This window comes from Kribbella antibiotica (assembly GCF_004349055.1).
GTDB classification, from domain to species: domain Bacteria; phylum Actinomycetota; class Actinomycetes; order Propionibacteriales; family Kribbellaceae; genus Kribbella; species Kribbella antibiotica.
In genome coordinates this window covers 1-18565 of sequence record NZ_SMKX01000165.1, presented here as the reverse complement: position 1 = coordinate 18565, position 18565 = coordinate 1, and the positions used below count along the sequence as shown (strand labels likewise).

Genomic DNA, 18565 nt, shown 5'->3' with positions numbered 1-18565 from the left:
GCGTGCCAGGCTGTCCTTAGACGGTTGACGGATTCGGTGAGGGTTGCCTCGGGGGTGTGGAAGTGGAGGCGGATGTAGCCGGCGCTGGCGCCGGTGATGTCTAGGCCGGCGCCGGGGAGGACGGCTATGCCGTGGCGGAGGGCGGTTTGGGCGAAGGAGTTGCCGTCGCCGGTGGGGAGGCGGATCCAGAGGACTTGGCCGCCGGTGAGCTTGGGGTAGGTCCAGGTGGGGAGGTGCTGGGCCAGCAGTCCGGTGAGGTGGGTGTGGCGGGTGGCCAGGGTGGCGCCTACGTTCAGGTCGTCCAACAACGGGACCAGGTGGGCGGCGGCTAGTTGGGCGGGGACGTTGCCGCCCAGGTCGTGGACGGCTCGGAGGCGGGCCAGGCGGGTGATGAAAGGCGCGGCGGCGCGGATCCAGCCGATGCGGAGGCCGCCCCAGATGCTCTTGCTGAGGGAGCCGATAGAGATGACAGAGGGCCCGTACGCCGCCATGGCAGTGGGGCGGTCTTGGCCGGGGAAGCCCAGGTCGGCGGGGACCTCGTCCTCGATCAGCGGTACGTCGGCCGCCGCGGCAGCGCGTGCCAGGCGCTGTCGGTCCAGTCGGGGAAGCACTGAGCCGGTGGGGTTCTGGTACGTCGGAATCACGTAGGCCAAGGCCGGACGCCGTTCCCGTACGGCGGATTCGAAGCCGTCCAGCCCGACTGGCAGTCCGCGGAGCACTGCGCCCTGCTCCCGAAAGACCTCCAGGGCGCCAGGGAAGGTGGGCGCCTCGGCGAGCACCTGGTCGCCGGGCGACACGAGGGCGTGCGCCAGCAAAGACAGTGCCTGCTGACCGCCGTTGGTGACGAGCACCTGGTCAGCCACGGTCGGAACGCCGTACTGGGTGTAGCGGGCGGCGATCGCCGTACGGAGGGAGAGGTGGCCGTACGGGTAGTAGCCGATGTCGCCAGTGATGGTCGTCAGCTCGGGGATGATCCGGGCGTAGGCCTCGGCCAGCTCAGGTGGTGGCTCACCGGGCGCTGCGCAGATAGCGAGCAGTACGCCGTCGTCGCGCGTCTCCAGTGAGCCCAGGAAGATCGGATCGGCCGGCAGGTCGTCAGAGGCGACCGGTGTCCCGGCTACTCGCGTCCCACTGCCCTGGCGGCGGGTGATGCGGCCTTCTGAGCGCAGCAGGTCGTAGGCCGCGACCACAGTGGTGCGGCCGACGGCCAGAGCCTCAGCCAGCGTCCGGTCCGGCGGTAGAAGCGCACCCGCGGGCAGTTCACCGTCGTCGATGAGCTGGCGCATCCGGGATGCGAGCAGCACATACAGGGGCCCTCGACCGGATGACCACCGGCCGAGACGGTCTAAAAGTTCGATTGGTCTCATTGCCAAACCAATTCTGCCGGATTGGCTCTGGGGTGGCCAGCCCTGGCGTTGGAGCATCGGAGGTATGGCGAACTTCGTGCGGAACCCCATCCAGACCCTGTCCGAGGCCCACCCGCGCCACGACCTCGGTGAGAGCTACGGCCCGGAGCTGCGCGTCGCTGACCTCCTGACTCCGGAGATCGCCGAGCTAGAGCTCGGCTATGGCACCGCACAAGGCGATCCGAAGCTGCGGGCTGCGATCGCCAAAGCACATCAGGTCGAGCCCGACCAGGTGGTCGTCACGATTGGCGGGCAGCATGCGCTCTTCCTGCTGGCGTTCTTGGTTGCCGACGGCGGCCAGGTCGTCACCACTGCACCCCTGTTCCCCATGGCTCGCAGCGTGTGTCACGCGGTCGGTGCGGAGGTCAGAGTGGTCGAGCTGACCTTCGACACCGGCTACCAACTCCAGGCAGCCGATGTCATCGCCCAGCTCACCCCTGACACCAAGCTGGTCAGTCTGGCGAGCCCACAGAACCCCTCTGGCGTCGCCATACCGCTCAACACCCTCCGCGAGATCTACGCAGCCATGGCGTCCACCTGCCCAGAGGCGTACCTGCTGGTCGACGACACCTACCGCACTGCCTCGTACGGCGACGATCCGATCGCTGAGTCAGCTCTCCAGTTCGGCGACAAGGTGGTGACCGTGGCGTCGCTCTCCAAATGCCACGGCGCGGCCGGGCTGCGCGTCGGCTGGGCGATCAGCACTGATGCTGAGCTTGTCGATCGCCTGGTGACTGCGAAGTTCAGCACGGTCGTGAGCGGTTCCCCGCTGACCGAAGCTCTGGCGGTCCGGGTCTTCGAGCTGCAGGACGAGATCCTCGCCACCAGACGTCCACTGTTGGCTGAGGGGGTCGCAGCCACCGCGGAGTGGGTGGCCGCGAACGCCGACCTGGTCGAGTGGGTCCGCCCGGATGCCGGAGCTCTTTGCACCATCAGGCTCCGTCCGCAGATCGACCTCGAGCGATTCCGGGAGGCGACCGGAGAGTTGAGCGTCCGGCTTGCCGAAGGGGAGTGGTTCACCGACGAGCCACGGGTCTTCCGCCTCGGTTTCGGCTACCCGCCGCCGGTCGAACTGAAGGCCGCGCTGGACGCCCTGACCACCGCACTGCACAAAGCTGTCCAATGAGCCGACTAGTCTTGGCGGCGTGCCGGAGGTATATGACCCGCTGACCGATCCTGCACCCGCGCACGATGTGCGCGCGGTGTTGCGGATAAAGGCGTTCCGGCGACTGTGGATCGCGTTCGGGCTGTCCAGTCTCGGTGACTGGATCGGGCTGCTCGCGCTGACCGCGATGGCGAAGTCGTTTGCCGGTGACGACTACCAGGCGGCGAACTTCGCGATCGGCGGCGTCCTGTTCCTCCGGGTGCTGCCGGCGCTCGTGATGGGACCGGTGGCCGGCTGGGTCGCGGACCGGCTCGACCGGCGCGCGACGATGATCATCGGCGACTTCATCCGGGCGGCGTTCTTCGTCAGTATCCCGATCGTCGGCACCCTCACCTGGGTGCTGGTGGCCACGGTGCTGATCGAGATCGTCAGCCTGATCTGGGGCCCGGCCAAGGACGCCAGCGTGCCGAACCTGGTGCCCCGGCACCGCCTTGAGGCGGCCAACCAGCTCAGCCTGATCACGACGTACGGGAGTGCGCTGCCGGCGGCGGCGATCTTCACCGCGATCACGCTGGTCAGCCGGTGGGCGGGTGACTTCGCCATCGACCTCGCGGTCTACGTGAACGCCGCGACCTTCGCCGTCTCCGGTTTCGCGATCATCTCCATCCGCGAGATCGGCCGTGCGGTCCACGACCACGAGGAACACCCGACGCTGTGGCGGACCATGGTCGAGGGCTGGTCCTATGTGACCGGTACGCCGGTCATCCGCGGCCTGGTGGTCGGAATCTCCGGCGCCTTCGCGGCCGGTGCGGTGGTCATCGGCCTCGGCCGCACGTATGTCGAGGATCTCGACGCCGGCGACCCCGGGTACGGCGTTCTGTTCGGCGCAGTCTTCGGTGGTCTCGCGCTCGGGATGGGGTTCGCCCCGCGGATCTTCTCCGGGCTGTCCCGGCGGCGGCTGTTCGCGGCCGGTCTGGTCGGCTCGGGGATCTGCCTGGCCGGGCTGGCACTGATCCAGCAGATCGAGATCGCGACGATGATCGCGATCCTGCTCGGTTTCTGCGCCGGAGCATCCTGGGTCTCGGGGTACACGCTGCTCGGGCTCGAGGTGCCGGACGCGGTCCGCGGCCGGACGTTCGCGTTCGTGCAGTCCGCTGTCCGGACCGTGCTGGCGGTCACGCTGGCGATCGCGCCGTTCGTGGCCGGTGCGATCGGGCGGCACACCTACTCGGTCTCCGGTCACTCGGTGAGCTACAACGGCGCCTCGATCACGATGCTGATTGCCGCGATCCTGGCCGGCGTGATCGGGATGCTGGCCTGGCGGCAGATGGACGACCGACCCGGCGTCCCGTTCTGGCGCGACCTGCGGCGCAGCTTCGGCAAGACGCCTGGTGTCTACCCGACGACCGGGCTGTTCATTGCCTTGGAGGGCGGTGAGGGCGCGGGGAAGTCGACGCAGTCCGCGCTGCTCGTCGAGTGGCTGAAGGAGCAGGGCCAGGAGGTGCTGCTGACGCGGGAGCCTGGTGCGACCGACCTCGGGCAGGAGCTGCGGCGGATCATCCTCGATCCCGCCACCGGCGACATCTCGCATCGGGCCGAAGCGCTGATCTACGCGGCCGACAAGGCCGAGCACGTCGATTCGGTGATCAAGCCCGCCCTCAAGTCCGGCACCGTCGTGATCACCGACCGGTACGTCGATTCTGCGCTCGCCTACCAGGGTTCGGGGCGCGACCTGGACGTGGCCGATGTCGAGCGGGTCAACCGCTGGGCCACCGACGACCTCCGGCCGAACCTGACCGTCATCCTCGACCTACCGCCGAGGAGCGGCCTCGGCCGCTTCGTCGAGCGCGACCGGATCGAGGCGCAGTCGGCCGACTTCCATGAGCGCGTGCGGACGGCGTTCCTCGAGCTGGCAGCGGCCGAGCCGCAGTACTACCTCGTCGTCGACGCCACCCAGGACCGCGAAGAGATCGCCAAACAGATCCGCGGACGCCTGCAACCGCTGCTTCCGAAAGTGACCACGGTATGACGGTTTGGGACGACCTCGTGGGTCAGGAGCCGGCGGTCGCCGTACTGCGGAAGGCTGTGTCGGGAGCTGCGGCGGCGATCCGGGGTGAGTCCGGGGCTGCTGTGGTCGGGATGACGCATGCGTGGTTGATCACCGGGCCGCCCGGTTCGGGGCGTTCGAATGCGGGGCGCGCGTTTGCGGCGGCGCTGCAGTGCCCTGACCAGGGCTGCGGTGAGTGCAACGGCTGCAAGACAGTCCTCACCGGAGCGCACCCGGATGTGTCACTGATCCGGACCGAGCTGCTGTCGATTCGGGTCAGCGAGATCCGCGAGCTGGTTCGCCGGGCCGCGATGAGCCCGACGCAGGGCCGGTGGCAGGTGATGGTGATCGAGGACGCCGACCGGCTGACCGAGCAGGCGGCCGATGCGCTGTTGAAGAGCATTGAGGAGCCCGCGCCTCGCACAGTGTGGGTGTTGTGCGCGCCGACGGTGGAAGACGTCGTGCCGACGATTCGATCGCGCTGCCGCCTGCTGGTGCTGCGGACGCCGCCGGTGAACGCGGTGGCGCAGATGCTGGTGCGGAAGCTGGAGATCGATCCGGAGCTGGCCGGGTTCGCGGCGCGGGCTGCGCAGGGGCACATCGGTCGGGCCCGGGCCCTGGCACGCGACGAGGACGTCCGGGCGCGGCGGTCGAAGGTGCTGGAGGTGCCGTTCGCGCTGCGGGATCTCGGGGCGTGCCTGAAGGCTGCGCAGCAGCTGGTCGAGGCGGCGAAGGAAGAGGCCAAGGCGAGCGCGGAGAAGGTCGACGAGAAGGAGCGGGCCGCGCTGGAGCAGGCGCTCGGCGTCGGTACCAAGGGCGCGAAGCCGCGCGAGGCGAACGCCGCGCTGAAGGAGCTCGAGGACCAGCAGAAGGCACGCGCCAAGCGCTGGGAACGCGACGTACTGGACCGGTCACTGGTCGACCTGATGGCGCTCTACCGCGATGTGCTGGTGCTGCAGACCAAGGCCGGCGCCGAGCTGATCAACGCCGAGCTGACCCGCCAGATCGAGGCACTGGGCGCGCGGACCACGCCGGAGTCGACCGTGCGGCGGCTCGGCGCGATCACCCACTGTCGCGAGGCGATCGAGACGAATGTCGCGCCCCTGCTCGCACTCGAGGCAATGACGATCGGCCTCTTCGAGGGCTGAACCAGCCACTGAGATGGCGGTCCGTTGGCTGGACGGCCGCTGTAACACCTGCGCTCATCCGAGCGATGTTCGTGTGTCCGGGCAAAACAGCTCGCTCGGCCGCTTCGCCCGAACGGACACCCATGACCCAGCCGCCTGCTCCGATGCCGCCTGCCCGGCCGTCGCTACCGTCGGCGGAGTCGTGGCTGGACGGCGTGCCGACGCCGGCGCAGCAGCGGCAGGACCGGTACGCCGTGGCGGCGCTGGTGACGAGCCTGCCCGGGCTGGTCCCGGTCGCGGTGGTGCTGGCGGGGATCGCGCTGCGGCGGATCAAGCGCACCGGCGGTAGCGGGAAGCGGTTCGCGTACGGCGCTCTGGCGGTCTGCCTGTGTTGGGGGATCATCACCGGAGTTGCAGTGGCGCTCGGCCTGTCCGGGCAGCTGCGCGACGGGGTCGGGAAGACGGTGCCGATCGCCCAGGTCGAGGTCGGGCGCTGTTTCGACGCGGATCTGGAGGCGGACACACTGCGGATGGCGCGGATCGCGAACTGCCGGACCGCGCACAACGGCGAGGCCTACGCCAGGGTGCGCGCGGAGCTGGTCGGCGCGTCGACGGAGCAGGCGCAGACGCTCGCGACCCGGGAGTGCACGACCGCGTTCGGGACCTTCATCGGGAAACCGTACGAGCAGTCGGAGCTGGACATGTACTACGTCGTCCTGGTGGATCGCGCGGTTGCTGACGGCAACGTATTGTGTTTGGTGGGGATGCCGGGGACCCGGCTCAGCGGTAGCATGCGCGGATCGCAGCGATAGCGTGGTTCGCGGGGGAATCATCTGGGGGAGTTTGTGAGTCAGCCACCGTACGGTCAGGAACCGGACCGGCCACAGGACACGCCAAGGTCCTTCCCGAATTACGCACGCCCGAGTGAGCCTCCGCAGGATGCGACACAGCCGCTGCCGACGTCGGATCCGACGCAGCAGCTCCCCACCCAGCCCGCACCGCCTGCACAGCCACCGCAGTCCGGCTGGGTAGCGCCCGGTTCCACGCCTGGGCAGGCGCCGTACGGACAGCCGAGCGGGCAAACGCCGTACGGGCCGCCGCCGCCGGTGCAGCCGCCGTACGGCCAGCCGCCGGTCCAGCAGCCAGTGCAGCAACCGGGCTACGGACAGGCTCCGGGACAGGCGCCGTACGGGCAGCAGCAGCCGGGCTACGGACAGCCCGGTTATGGCCAGCCGGGGTATCCGGCCGCCTATGGCTACGGGTATCCGGCGCAGGGCGGGAACGGCACGAACTCGCTGGCGATCGCCTCCCTGGTCTGCGGGCTCGGCAGCTTGATGATCGGGATCTCGGCGCCCTTCGGCGTCGGGCTCGGGATCGCAGCGCTGGTGCAGCTCAAGCGTCGCCCGCAAGACGGTAAGGGGATGGCGATCACCGGCATCATCAGCGGCGCCATCGTCACGGTCGGCGGCGGACTGCTGATCGCGCTGTTCGTCGGGCTCGGGCTTGCCTACGACGACGCCAACAGCTCGCCGTATCCGAGCCCGTCGAGCTCCTACAGCTCCGGCACGTACGTCGAGGACCTGGCCGTCGGCGAGTGTTTCAACGACGGCAACGAGGACGGCGAGGTGATCCGTAGGGACTGCGGGCTGGGTCACGACGGCGAGATCATCTCCAACGTGACGCTCCCGGACGGCCCGTATCCAGGTGAACGTGCGATCGACCTGACCGGCAAGGGCCGCTGTGCCAGCGAGTTCGCGCGCTACGTCGGGATCAGCGACGAGAAGTCCATCTTCGACCTCGGCTGGTACGTGCCCACCGAGGAGACCTGGGACGAGGATGACGACCGGCTGGTCGTCTGCACTGCGTACGGCGGCCCGATGACCGGATCGGTGAAGGGCACTAAACGCTGATCTTCTGACCCACGGCAAGTACTCTGACCGCGTGGGCATGGTGATGGCGGTGTCGTTCGAGCGCTACGGGCGGCTGTATTACCTGGATCCCGGCCCGCATCGACCGCGGGTCGGGGACAAAGTGCTGGTCCCGACCGACGACGGTCCTGAGGTCGCCGAGTGTGTCTGGGCGCCGCAGTTCGTCACCGAGGAGATCGGTGGGCTTCCGCTGTGTGACGGCATCGCCGGTACGGCGGACCTCGACCGCGACGAGCAGAATCGGCAGCGCCGGGCCGACGCGCGAGTGATCGCCAAGAAGCTGATCCGGCAGCACGACCTGCCGATGAAGGTCGTCGGCATCGACTTCGTCGACCGGCGGGCCGATGTCGACCAGTTGGTGATCGTGTACTTCTCCGCACCGCATCGCGTGGATTTCCGCGAGCTCGTGCGGGATCTTGCCCGTGGGCTGCGGGCGCGGATCGAGCTGCGGCAGGTCGGCGCGCGCGACGAGGCCCGGTTGCAGGGCGGGATCGGGCCGTGCGGGCGCGATCTGTGCTGTGCGACGTTCCTGAAGGACTTCGAGCCGGTCAGCGTGCGGATGGCGAAGGACCAGGACCTGCCGCTGAACCCGCTGAAGATTTCTGGTGCCTGTGGGCGGCTGATGTGCTGCCTGAAGTACGAGCACCCGCTCTACCAGGAGTACAACGCGAAGGCCCCGGCCGTCGGGACCGCGGTGGAGACCCCCGCGGGTGATGGAGTGGTCGTCGGGCACAACGTTCCGAGCGACACCGTCGTGGTCCGGCTGGCGGCTTCCGGCCGGCGCTGCGCCTGCAGCCGTGCGGACGTGTGCTCACCGCGCCAGCAGTACGAAGCCTCCAGTACGACGACGCCGGACGCCGTACCGGTTGAGCTTCCGACCCCCGCCGTCCGGGCACCCGAGCCGGAACCGGCAGTCGTCGAACCGGTGGCCGTCGTTGCGGAAGAGCCGGCAGTCGTCGAGCCGGTGGCAGAAACGGCTGAGGAACGGCGGCAACGCAAGCCGAGGCGCCGGCGCCGGCTGAACCACGAAGAAGGAGAACCTGAGCAGTGAAATTCCGCAAGACGACCGTGATGTTGGCCGCTCTCGCGGTACTGCTCAGTGGATGTGGCGTGGCGAGCCGGGCGCAGAACGCCGAGGGCGGCCCGGGCGGGACGAGTACTGGCGGCGGCCCGTCGAAGGGCCCGGCCGGACCGATTCCTGCGGGGCTGGAGCAGTTCTACAACCAGCAGCCGGTCTGGGAGCGCTGCGGCAGCAACCAGCAGTGCGCCACGATCAAGGTGCCGCTGGACTACACCAAGCCGGCCGGCAAGACGATCGAGCTGCGCGCCCGCAAGGTGCTCGCCCGCGATCGCGCCGGCCGGGTCGGGACGCTGTTCGTCAACCCGGGCGGACCGGGTGGTTCGGGCGTCGAGTTCGCCGCGTCGGCCGGGTTCGCGCTCGGTGCGTCGCTGCTGCGCAAGTTCGACGTGATCGGCTGGGACCCGCGCGGGGTCGGGGAGTCGACGCCGGTGAAGTGCCTGGACACCGAGCAGCTGGACAAGTTCATCGCCGCTGACGGAAGTCCGGACGACGAAGCCGAGATCACCGAACTGAACGACGAGGCCAAGACGCTGGCCGACGGTTGTGAGCAGCGCTCCGGCGAGCTCCTCCCGCATGTCGGGACCAAGGACGCGGCTCGCGATATCGACGTACTGCGGGGCATCGTCGGTGACAGCCAGCTGAACTACCTGGGCTATTCGTACGGCACCTTCCTCGGCGCGACGTACGCCGAGCTGTTCCCGAAGAACGTCGGCCGGCTGGTCCTCGACGGTGCGGTCGACCCGTCGAAGACGTCGCAGGAGAACAACATCGCTCAGGCGAAGGGGTTCGACACCGCGCTCGATGCGTTCGCTGCGGACTGTGCGCAGCGGCAGTGCCGGCTGGGCAACAGCAAGGCCGAGGTGCTGGGCAAGGTCGACAAGCTGATCAACGACAGCGATGCGACCCCGCTGCCCGGTGACAAGGACCGCAAGGTCACCCAGGCGATTGTCGTGCTCGGGGTCATCTACCCGCTCTACTCGCAGGAGCTGTGGCCGCGGCTCGAGGACGCTGTGCTCGACGGTCTGGACGGCAAGGGCGCCCGGTTGCTCGCGCTCGCCGACCAGTACACCGAGCGTTCGAGCGCCGGCTACGCGAACAACCAGAACGAGGTCATCTACGCGGTGAACTGCGTGGATCGTCCGGATATCGCCTCGGTGGCGCAGGCCAAGGCCGAGGAGCCGAAGTACAAGGCGGCGTCTCCGCGGTTCGGGTCGTTCCTGCTCTGGGGCTCGCTCGCCTGTGCGAACTGGCCGGTCAAGGCCGAGGACAAGCCGCACGCGATCAAGGCGGCCGGCGCGAAGCCGATCGTCGTGGTCGGTACGACGCGCGACCCAGCCACGCCGTACGACTGGGCCGTCGGGCTGGCCAAGCAGCTCGACAGCGGCGTGCTCCTCACCCGTGACGGTGACGGCCACACCGGCTACAAGGCCGGCAACGCGTGCGTCGACAACATCGTCGAGACCTACCTGCTGCAGGGCCAGGCCCCAACAGCAGACGTCAACTGCTAACTAGGGCGGTTGCCCGCCTCCGATACCTGGAGTGAGTGCGTGGCTCGCTCGAGGACGGCCCGCAGCGCGGCCTCGTCCTGTGGGCGGCCACCGACGGTGATCTCGACTGCGGTGTCGCCGCCAGCAGCGGTGGGGACCCAGCGTGACAGGCCCATCCGCGGTCCGCGGGCGCCGTCGACGTACGTGTAGATGAGCGTGCCGTTGTCGCGGCTCAGCACGGAGAGCTGCGACTCCTTGATGCTGCGCTCGCGGTCGCTCACCTGGCGCTCCGGGGACTTGCTGCTGCCCCGGGTGTCGAACCGAATCTGCCAGACGCCGCTCGGGTCCTGGAACCGTGGCCGCTCACCGTCGTGCGTCGCTCGCCAGGTCGTCGGAACGTCGGCGGAGACCGGTGCCCGATTGGTGCCGAAGGTCTGCGCCGCGAACTGCAGACTGTCGGCCTGCAGACCGTCGCCGCGGGGTGTCGTACTTGGGGTGGTTTGACTGGTCACGACATCCGTCGCGCGCTTGTCGTCGTCGCCGCTGCCGTTGATGGCCAGCGCGATGCCGAAGACTGCAACGCCGACGGTCATCCCCGCCAGCGTCATCAGCAGTGCCTGGTGCCTGGGCGTGAGCATCGGACCTCGCTTCCGTTTTCTCCAGTCTGATTATCGTTCACGAGGGGGGCGTCCCCGAAATTCGCGCGTACGCTGGCACGTCGTGAGCACGCCCTTTGACGAAGCACTAGTGCGGTACGACGCGGGCACGGCCGAGCGCCCCGAGCTGAAACTCCTGACGAAGGAGTTGCTCAAACGCCTGGTCGCGAAGGCTCCCGGCCACGCGGTCGAGGTCCGCGTCCCGCCGTACGGCGCTGTGCAGTGCATCGAGGGCCCGCGGCACACCCGGGGAACGCCGGGCGCGGTGGTCGAGCTGCCGCCCGAGTTGTGGATCGATCTCGCGCTGGGCCGGACCACCTGGGCCGAGGCACGCAGTACCGGGAAGCTTCGCGCGAGCGGTGAACGCACCGATCTCAGCGAATTGTTGCCCTTGGTAACCAATTGATCACCGAGCAGCGATAACTCAAGGCATAAAGGGGCCGCGACACCCCGCCCCGGGTGCCGCGGCTACTTACAAGACGCATCGACCGGCCAGAAAGTTCACTGGCCGAAGAAAATAATCGAGAAAATTCTCAGCGACCGGCGGTGTTCGTGTGCCAGACGACCGTGCGGCCGTTCAGGATCTGGACGTCACCGTTGTTCTGGGCGACCAGCACCGAGCCCGCGCGGGTGGTCTTGCTCGACCACAGCGGCTTCTTGGCGGCGCTGTAGACGACCAGGTTGCCGTCGGACTGCATGACCGTGAAGGCGCCCTTGCTCTGCGTCTTGGTGCTCCACAGCGGGGTCTTCTGGTTCTTCACCAGCACCAGGTTGCCGTCGCTCTGCATCTGCAGGCGGTAGACCCGGTTCACCGAGGTCAGGTACTCCGGGAACTTCAGCACCCGGTTCACGCCCAGGGTGCCGACCACCATGATGCGGCTCCAGTTGGGCTTGCCGCGGGTGTTGTAGATCACCAGGTTGTTGTCGTTCTGCACGGCCAGGATCGCGCCCGGGCTGGTGCCGGTGTTGCTCTGCCAGACGACGGTCTTGCCGGAGACGACCTCCAGGTTGCCGTTCTTCTGCATCACCAGCACCGAGGCCTTGCGGTTGGTGGCGGTCGACCACAGCGCGGTCTTGCCCTTGTAGAGCACCGCGTTGCCGTCGGACTGCATGATGAAGATGTACTGGCCGTTCTTGGAGCGGATGTAGTTGCCGGCCTTCAGCTTCTGCCCCGGCTTCAGGATGTCGGGGACGGCCGCGGCCTTGGTCACCGCAACGGGTGCGGAGGTCGTGGCCTGCGCGGTCACGGGAGCAAGCAGGGTGGCACCTGCGGCGGCCGCCCCTGCGACGAGAGTGGCGAGCACCTTGGTGCGTACCGACTTGGTCGAGATCATCCGGTTGTCTCCGTACGGTCAGTGGAATATCCAGGAGATTGACGCCTAAGGCAACCAATCGGTTCCACCGTAGGGAGAAAAGGGTTCGTCGCCGGGGTGATGTGCTGACAGGATGTGCCGGTGGCAGCAAGTTTCCGGACGCGGCTGGCCCGGCTGCGTGTCGATCTGACTCCGTGGCGTGGTTCCCGTGACTTCCGGATCCTGGTCGTCTCCGGCTCGATCTTCTTTCTCGGCAGCATGTTCGGGTACGTCGCCCTGCCGTACCAGCTCTATTCGCTGACCCACTCGAACTTCGCGGTCGGCGCGATGGGCCTGGTCAACATCCTTCCGCTGGTCGTCTTCGGCCTGTACGGCGGTGCGCTGGCCGATCACGTGGACCGGCGAAAGATGCTCATCTTCACCGGAATCGCGCAGGTCGCGGTGTGCGCCGTACTGCTGAGCAATGCGCTGCTGTCGAACCCGCAGGTGTGGATCATCTACGTCTGTGGCGCACTGAACGCGATCGCTGCGTCACTGCAGCGGCCGAGCCGGGACGCGCTGTTCCCGCGCGTGGTGAAGCACTCCGAGTTGCCGGCCGCGGTCGCGCTGAACGCATTGACCATGCAGGCCGGACAGTTGGCCGGCCCCGCCCTGGGCGGCGTACTGGTCGGCACTGCCGGGATCAGTTGGGCCTTCGGGATCGAGCTGACTGGGCTGACGATCGCGACGCTGCTGTACGTGCGACTCAAGCCCTACAAGGTTGGTGCGCACTCCCAGCCACCGAGCCTGCGTGTCATCGGGGAGGGAATCAAATACGCCGCTCGCCGCAAGGACCTGCTCGGGACATATGTCGTCGACATGGTCGGGATGTTCATGGCGATGCCGATCGTGTTGTTCCCGGCCTTCGCGACCGAGGTGCTCAAGGAGCCCAAGCTGCTCGGCGTTCTCTACAGCGCCGAGGCGGTCGGGGCGATGATCGCGACGCTGACCATCGGCTGGACCAGCCGGGTGCATCACCATGGTCGAGCCGTCGTGATGGCGGCGGCCTGTTGGGGTGCAGCGATCGGGATCGCCGGGCTGGCGCCGAATATCTGGTTCGCGATCGTCTTCCTCGCGTTCGCCGGCGCTGCGGACATGGTCTCCGGCATGTTCCGGTCGGTGATCTGGAACCAGACGATTCCCGACGAGATGCGCGGTCGGCTGGCCGGCATCGAGATGCTCTCGTACATGCTCGGTCCGCTCGGCGGACAAGCCCGTTCCGGCCTGGTCGCCGACCTGACCAGCGTCCGTACGTCGATCGTCAGCGGTGGCATCCTCTGCGTGGCCGGTGTCGCTGCCACCGGAGCCGCCCTGCGCGACTTCTGGCGGTACGACGCTCGCACCGACGAGCACGCGGTTCGGGAGCGCGACCTTCGGGCCGAGGCCGAAGCCGGAGAAGCGTAGGCTTTCGCACACTATGCGTATCCGTCTGGTCGTGCCGCTCGCCGTTGCCGCCGTGCTGCTCAGCGGATGCGGCGGTCCTGGCCAGGAGACCGCGCCCAGCGTGCCGCCACTCGTCTCGGTCCCGACGATGCCGTCTCAGACACCCTCCGAGACACCGTCGAGCACGCCGCCGGCCTCGAAGGTCGCGGATACGGTCTGCGTTCGGATGGACCAGGGGCTGGTGCAGGCAACGCTCGGCGTTCCGTCTGTGCAGATTCGGCTCAAGGCGCCGCCGGCCGATTTCGGCGTACCGGTGACTTATGACGGGTGTGAGCTGGGGCTGGGCGGGTCGGTGTTGCGGGTTGGGACGTCGGTGCAGTCGGCGACCAAGGCGACGCTGGCTGCGGTGCAGAAGGCGTACAAGGGTGAGCCGGCGAAGCCTGCGGTCGTGGGCGCGCCTGGTGTCACCGCGCCGGGCTTCGGGGCAAGCAGCTTCGTGGTCTTCCTGCTGGATGGCCAGCTCTACAAGGTCTCCGGACCGAAGGCCACGCTCGCGAAGTACATCGCGCTTGCGGAAGAGGTCGCTCGTCAGGTCGACGGGCTGCCCGCGCCGGAGCCGCTGATCACTCGGCCGGAGTGTGACCGCGGTTCGGCGGCCGCGGTCAAGGTGATGGGCGGGCCCCCGATGTTCCGTCGCGACGGACAGACCGCGAACGGCGACCTGGTCTGCGGCTGGATCGCCGCGGACGGTGTGCTGTCGACGTCAGCGCGTCGTACGCCGAAGGCTGCCGAGTTGATGACCGCGATCCGGAAGACGCCGACCGCGCAGGCACTCCCGCTCGGCGACGAGGGGTACGTCGACACCGCGACCGGGCGGACCACGATCCGGATCGGCGACGGCCAGTTGATCGACTTCGTGCCGCTCCCGGCCCGGGCGATCAACCCGGACACGATGACTCAGCTCGCGCTGGCGATGCTCTCGCAGTACCGCTGAACCCCTGGTTGATACAGCCGCGTGCGACTCGGTCGCGGGTGTTACTGTGGCCGCGCCGTGGTGCTCGGGAAGCCGGTGTGATGCCGGAGCGGCCCTCGCCACTGTGATCGGGAGTTCACCGACCGATCCCCTCCGGGGGAGGTCACTGGCCGTGTTGGCTGGGAAGGCCAAAGGGCGGTGAACTGAGTCCCGTCAGCCAGGAGACCGGCCACGGCATGTGATCCGTCCACGAGGTGCTGGAGGAGCGGTCCTGTGCTGCGTAAGTCAGTTCTCCCTGTTCTATTGCTAGGTCTGCTCGCTGGTTGCGGCACGCCGACTGCGGACAATCCGCCTGGGTCGACGATCACCGTGAAGAACTGCGGGATCGACGTCACCGTCGCCGGCCCGCCGAAGCGGGTGTTCGCGGCGTACCAGCCGGCCATCGAGATGGCGCACGCGCTCGGAATCTCCGATCGCCTGGTCGGTACGGCGTACCTGGACGCTGAGGTGCTCCCGGAATACGCGGGTGCGCAGGCCAAGGCGAAGTACTACAAGAACCTGCCCAGCCGGGAAGAACTGCTCGCGGCGAACCCGGATTTCGTGCTGTCCGGATTCAACGACGTGTTCAGCGCCGGTGGCGGCAGCGACGAGAGCTTCGGCAGCCGGAAGAGCCTGGCCGAGCTCGGTGTCCAGACCTGGATCTTCAGCCCGCTCTGCCCGACCGCGGACGGTAAGGGCGACGAGGCGATCGACCCGGCGAGCGTCACGATGGACAACGTGTACGCCGATCTGCGCGGCCTCGGCAAGCTGTTCGGGGTCGAGGATCGCGCCGAGACTGTGATCGCGGATCAAGAGAAGCGGATCGCTGCGGTTGAGGCGAAGGTGAAGAACGCGCCGAGGCCGACGGTCGCAATCCTGCGGCCCGGGCTGGAGGGTGGCGGGCTGACCGTCTCTGGTGGTCCCGACTTCGGCACGGTGCTGATCAAGCAGGCCGGTGGAGTGAATGCGTTCGCCGATCTGACCGCCAAGCGGAACGTGAAGATCGGCGTCGAGGAGCTGATCAAGCGGAACCCGGACTACATCCTGATCAGCGGGTGCTGCGATGCCGCGTTGACGCCGGCTTCGACACAGCCGGACGTGGACAAGCTGCTGGCGAACCCGGCGTTCCAGAATCTCAAGGCGGTGCGCAACAAGCACGTCGTACCGTGGCTGTTTGCGAATCACTCGGCCGGTGTTCGTGGTGCCTATACGACCGAGGACATTGCCAAGACGATTCATCCCGATCTCTTCAAATGAGATTGCGTGCTGCCGGACTGCTGCTGTGTGTGGCAGTCCTCGCGGTGTCCGTCCTGCTGTCGTTGAGCATCGGGAACCAGCATTTCGGGGCGCACGATGTGTATCTGGCGCTGGCTGATTTCAGCGGGAGCGACAACGATCGGGTGATCCGGTATCTGCGGGTACCGCGAACAGCCGCTGGATTGTTGGCAGGTGCGGCGCTTGGATTGGCGGGTGCGCTGATGCAGGGCGTGACGCGGAATCCGTTGGCAGACCCGGGAATTCTCGGCGTGAATGCCGGAGCGGCGCTCGCGGTGGTCGGGGCGATCGGGGTGCTGGGTGTGCACAGCCTCACCGGGTATGTCTGGTTTGCGATGGGTGGTGCATTGGTTGCGACAGTGGTCGTCTATCTGGTCGGCGCGATTGGGCGCGGCGGCGCGACGCCGGTGAAGCTTGCGTTGGCCGGGGCGGCGATCTCTGCACTGCTTGGGTCGGTGACGTCGGCGATCACGTTGCTGGACCTGTCGACGTTGAACGAGTTCCGGTTCTGGGTGGTCGGATCGTTGACCTTGGCAACTGGTCCGGTGATTGGTCAGGCCGTTCCGTTCATTGCTGTGGGCATCGTTCTGGCGTTGGTGCTGGGGCGGTCGCTCAATCAGCTGGCGCTGGGGGATGAGTTGGCGCGGTCGCTCGGGACTCGGGTGATGTTGGTGCGAGTGATGGCTGGGCTCGCGGTTGTCGTCTTGGCTGGTACGGCGACTGCGATCGCGGGGCCGATCGGGTTCCTGGGACTCGCCGTACCGCATGTGGCGCGGACGTTGGTGGGCGCGGACTATCGGTGGATTCTTCCGTGGTCGATGGTGCTGGCACCGGTGGTGTTGTTGCTCGCTGATGTGGTGGGGCGGTTGGTGGCTCGGCCGTCAGAGTTGCAGGTGGGGATTATCACCGCGGTCATTGGCGCCCCGGTGTTCATCGCGCTGGTTCGCCGCCGCCGGATGGCTGCACTGTGAGAACGCTTCGGGTCGGGCCGGTCTCGACGCGCGTTGATGTGGCGAGCGTGGTGTGTTCGCTTGTTGCTTGGCTGCTCACTCTTGCGGTCGGGGCTTTGTCTTTGACGCTGGGGGATTATCGGATTCCGCTGCCGTTGGTGCTCGAAACGCTGAGTGGTCATGGGACGTTGATCCTCAATGACATCGTCGTGAATGGACGGTTGCCCCGGGTGCTGGTGGGGATCGGAGTCGGTACGGCGTTCGCCGTGTCGGGGGCGATCTTCCAGCGGCTGGCGCGTAATCCGCTGGTCAGCCCGGACCTGATCGGCGTCAACGCCGGGGCCGCGTTGGCCGCCGTACTGATGATTACTGTGCTGGGGAGTGGCTGGATTCCGGCGGGTGCTTTGCTGGGGTCGTTGCTGTCGGCAATCGTCGTGTATCTGCTGGCTTATCGGGACGGGATCTCCGGCTATCGGCTGGTCCTCGTCGGGATCGGCGTGACGGCGATCATCAGCTCGGTGACCGCCTATCTGTTGACGTTGGCCGACATCTACGCCGCGAAGAGCGCCGTACAGTGGTTGGCCGGGAGCTTGGCCGGTCGGACCTGGACTCACGTCGTACTGATCGGGGCGGCTTTGGTTGTGCTGCTGCCGGCCGCATTGGCTGGGGCGCGGCAGTTGCGGTTGCTGGAGCTCGGGGACGACTTGGCGCGGACGCTGGCTGGTCGGGTTGAGCTCTCGCGAGGGTTGTTGATTCTCGTGGGCGTCGCGCTCGCGGCGCTGGCCACTGCGGCCGCGGGGCCGATTGCCTTTGTGGCATTGGTTGCGCCGCAACTCGCTCGGCGATTGGTGGCTGAGCGAGTCGCCGGGCTGCTTGCGGCTGGTGCGCTCGGCGCCTTGCTGGTAGTGGTTTCCGACCTGGTCGCCCGGGAGATTTTCGCGCCGACCCAACTGCCGGTCGGCATCGTGACCGCGTTCCTCGGGGCGCCGTACCTGCTCATCCTGATGGCTCGCGCCAACCGCATCGGCCGAGGAGGCTGACATGACCGAACTCCGTGCCGACCATCTGACCCTCGCGTACGACGGCCGCGCCGTCGTCCACGAACTGTCGGTGGTGATCCCGCGCAGGCAGATCACCGTCATCGTGGGCGCCAACGCCAGCGGCAAATCCACGCTGCTGCGCGGCCTCGCCCGCCTGCTCACCCCACGCGGCGGCGCCGTCTACCTGGATGACATCGACCTCGCCAAAGTCAGCGCCAGTCGGCTCGCGACCCAACTAGGCATGCTCCCGCAGCAACCAGTCGCCCCGGACGGCATCACCGTCTCCGACCTGGTCGGCCGCGGTCGGCATCCCCATCAACGCTGGTTCCGCCAATGGTCGTTGGACGACGAACGGGTGGTGAGTGCCGCTCTGGCTGCCACCGGCGTCGCCGACCTCGCCAACCGCTCCCTCGACGAGCTCTCCGGCGGCCAACGCCAACGCGTCTGGATCGCCCTCGCCCTCGCCCAAGACGCCGAAACCATGCTCCTCGACGAGCCCACCACGTTCCTGGACCTGGCCCACCAACTAGAGATCCTCGACCTGGTCCAAGACCTCAACCGCCGGCACGGGAAGACCATCGTCCTCGTCCTCCACGACCTCAACCTCGCCGCCCGCTACGCCGACCACCTGATCGCCCTGAAAGACGGCCAAGTAGCCGCCACCGGCACCCCCACCGAAGTCATCACCCCCGCAGTAGTCGCCAACGTGTTCAACC

At 67.8% G+C, this 18565-nt stretch carries 17 protein-coding genes and 1 riboswitch; of the genes, 14 read left to right on the top strand and 3 right to left on the bottom strand.

From position 1 onward, the window contains the following. On the bottom strand, window positions 1-1286 hold a 1286-nt coding region (locus tag E1263_RS35840), incomplete at its 3' end, for an aminotransferase-like domain-containing protein (RefSeq protein ID WP_202869221.1). A 145-nt stretch (window positions 1287-1431) separates the two neighbouring features. On the opposite strand from E1263_RS35840, the gene E1263_RS35835 reads away from it, so the two are divergent. The 7 genes from E1263_RS35835 (at window position 1432) to E1263_RS35805 (ending at window position 10202) form a co-directional block, all read left to right on the top strand. Further along, window positions 1432-2532 (top strand): pyridoxal phosphate-dependent aminotransferase, encoded by a 1101-nt coding sequence (locus E1263_RS35835; protein WP_132175681.1) that lies wholly within the window; start codon window positions 1432-1434, stop codon window positions 2530-2532. Window positions 2533-2551: 19 nt separating this feature from the next. Then, a complete protein-coding gene (gene tmk / locus E1263_RS35830; protein ID WP_132175679.1) occupies window positions 2552-4540 on the top strand; it encodes a dTMP kinase in 1989 nt (662 codons plus the stop codon). After that, window positions 4537-5706 carry a DNA polymerase III subunit delta' gene (locus E1263_RS35825; protein WP_132175677.1) on the top strand — a complete coding sequence of 390 codons (1170 nt, stop codon included), beginning with the start codon at window positions 4537-4539 and terminating at the stop codon, window positions 5704-5706. The genes tmk and E1263_RS35825 overlap by 4 nt, the downstream gene beginning before the upstream one ends. 122 nt (window positions 5707-5828) lie before the next feature. Next, window positions 5829-6497 (top strand): DUF4190 domain-containing protein, encoded by a 669-nt coding sequence (locus tag E1263_RS35820; protein WP_132175675.1) that lies wholly within the window; start codon window positions 5829-5831, stop codon window positions 6495-6497. 33 nt (window positions 6498-6530) lie between these two features. Beyond that, window positions 6531-7595 (top strand): DUF4190 domain-containing protein, encoded by a 1065-nt coding sequence (locus E1263_RS35815; protein ID WP_132175673.1) that lies wholly within the window; start codon window positions 6531-6533, stop codon window positions 7593-7595. Between the two features lie 37 nt (window positions 7596-7632). After that, complete coding sequence (locus tag E1263_RS35810; protein ID WP_132175685.1) at window positions 7633-8664, top strand: PSP1 domain-containing protein; 1032 nt, start codon at window positions 7633-7635, stop codon at window positions 8662-8664. Next, the gene (locus tag E1263_RS35805) at window positions 8661-10202 is read left to right on the top strand and encodes an alpha/beta hydrolase (RefSeq protein ID WP_132175671.1); all 1542 of its coding nucleotides are present in this window, start codon (window positions 8661-8663) and stop codon (window positions 10200-10202) included. The genes E1263_RS35810 and E1263_RS35805 overlap by 4 nt, the downstream gene beginning before the upstream one ends. Here the strand turns inward: E1263_RS35805 and E1263_RS35800 are convergent. Further along, window positions 10199-10819 carry a hypothetical protein gene (locus E1263_RS35800; protein ID WP_132175669.1) on the bottom strand — a complete coding sequence of 207 codons (621 nt, stop codon included), beginning with the start codon at window positions 10817-10819 and terminating at the stop codon, window positions 10199-10201. The genes E1263_RS35805 and E1263_RS35800 overlap by 4 nt on opposite strands. 82 nt (window positions 10820-10901) lie before the next feature. Between E1263_RS35800 and E1263_RS35795 the strand changes: the two genes are divergently transcribed. Next, window positions 10902-11243, top strand: coding sequence for a sterol carrier family protein (locus E1263_RS35795; RefSeq protein WP_132175667.1), 342 nt, complete (start codon window positions 10902-10904; stop codon window positions 11241-11243). A gap of 127 nt (window positions 11244-11370) precedes the next feature. On the opposite strand, the gene E1263_RS35790 is transcribed toward E1263_RS35795, so the two are convergent. Further along, window positions 11371-12171 carry a hypothetical protein gene (locus E1263_RS35790; protein ID WP_132175665.1) on the bottom strand — a complete coding sequence of 267 codons (801 nt, stop codon included), beginning with the start codon at window positions 12169-12171 and terminating at the stop codon, window positions 11371-11373. 120 nt (window positions 12172-12291) lie between these two features. Between E1263_RS35790 and E1263_RS35785 the strand changes: the two genes are divergently transcribed. The 6 genes from E1263_RS35785 to E1263_RS35760 all read left to right on the top strand — a co-directional run. Next, on the top strand, window positions 12292-13593 hold the full coding sequence (locus tag E1263_RS35785; RefSeq protein ID WP_132175663.1) for an MFS transporter: 1302 nt from the start codon (window positions 12292-12294) through the stop codon (window positions 13591-13593). A 13-nt stretch (window positions 13594-13606) separates the two neighbouring features. Next, window positions 13607-14566, top strand: a complete 960-nt coding sequence (locus E1263_RS35780) for a hypothetical protein (RefSeq protein ID WP_132175661.1) — start codon at window positions 13607-13609, stop codon at window positions 14564-14566. Window positions 14567-14607: 41 nt separating this feature from the next. Beyond that, window positions 14608-14793, top strand: a riboswitch (cobalamin riboswitch). Between the two features lie 25 nt (window positions 14794-14818). Next, window positions 14819-15841 carry an ABC transporter substrate-binding protein gene (locus tag E1263_RS35775; RefSeq protein ID WP_132175659.1) on the top strand — a complete coding sequence of 341 codons (1023 nt, stop codon included), beginning with the start codon at window positions 14819-14821 and terminating at the stop codon, window positions 15839-15841. Next, window positions 15838-16830 carry a FecCD family ABC transporter permease gene (locus E1263_RS35770; protein ID WP_132175657.1) on the top strand — a complete coding sequence of 331 codons (993 nt, stop codon included), beginning with the start codon at window positions 15838-15840 and terminating at the stop codon, window positions 16828-16830. The genes E1263_RS35775 and E1263_RS35770 overlap by 4 nt, the downstream gene beginning before the upstream one ends. Continuing rightward, window positions 16827-17849 (top strand): FecCD family ABC transporter permease, encoded by a 1023-nt coding sequence (locus E1263_RS35765; RefSeq protein ID WP_132175655.1) that lies wholly within the window; start codon window positions 16827-16829, stop codon window positions 17847-17849. The genes E1263_RS35770 and E1263_RS35765 overlap by 4 nt, the downstream gene beginning before the upstream one ends. Before the next feature lies 1 nt (window position 17850). Then, on the top strand, window positions 17851-18565 hold a 715-nt coding region (locus E1263_RS35760), incomplete at its 3' end, for an ABC transporter ATP-binding protein (protein ID WP_132175653.1).

Excerpts from the sequence above, each read along its gene's own strand:
- E1263_RS35825 (WP_132175677.1), top strand. The coding sequence starts at position 4,537 with ATGACGGTTTGGGACGACCTCGTGGGTCAGGAGCCGGCGGTCGCCGTA.
- E1263_RS35790 (WP_132175665.1), bottom strand. The coding sequence starts at position 12,171 with ATGATCTCGACCAAGTCGGTACGCACCAAGGTGCTCGCCACTCTCGTC.
- E1263_RS35800 (WP_132175669.1), bottom strand. The coding sequence starts at position 10,819 with ATGCTCACGCCCAGGCACCAGGCACTGCTGATGACGCTGGCGGGGATG.
- E1263_RS35780 (WP_132175661.1), top strand. The coding sequence starts at position 13,607 with ATGCGTATCCGTCTGGTCGTGCCGCTCGCCGTTGCCGCCGTGCTGCTC.
- E1263_RS35770 (WP_132175657.1), top strand. The coding sequence starts at position 15,838 with ATGAGATTGCGTGCTGCCGGACTGCTGCTGTGTGTGGCAGTCCTCGCG.
- E1263_RS35810 (WP_132175685.1), top strand. The coding sequence starts at position 7,633 with ATGGTGATGGCGGTGTCGTTCGAGCGCTACGGGCGGCTGTATTACCTG.
- E1263_RS35835 (WP_132175681.1), top strand. The coding sequence starts at position 1,432 with ATGGCGAACTTCGTGCGGAACCCCATCCAGACCCTGTCCGAGGCCCAC.
- E1263_RS35820 (WP_132175675.1), top strand. The coding sequence starts at position 5,829 with ATGACCCAGCCGCCTGCTCCGATGCCGCCTGCCCGGCCGTCGCTACCG.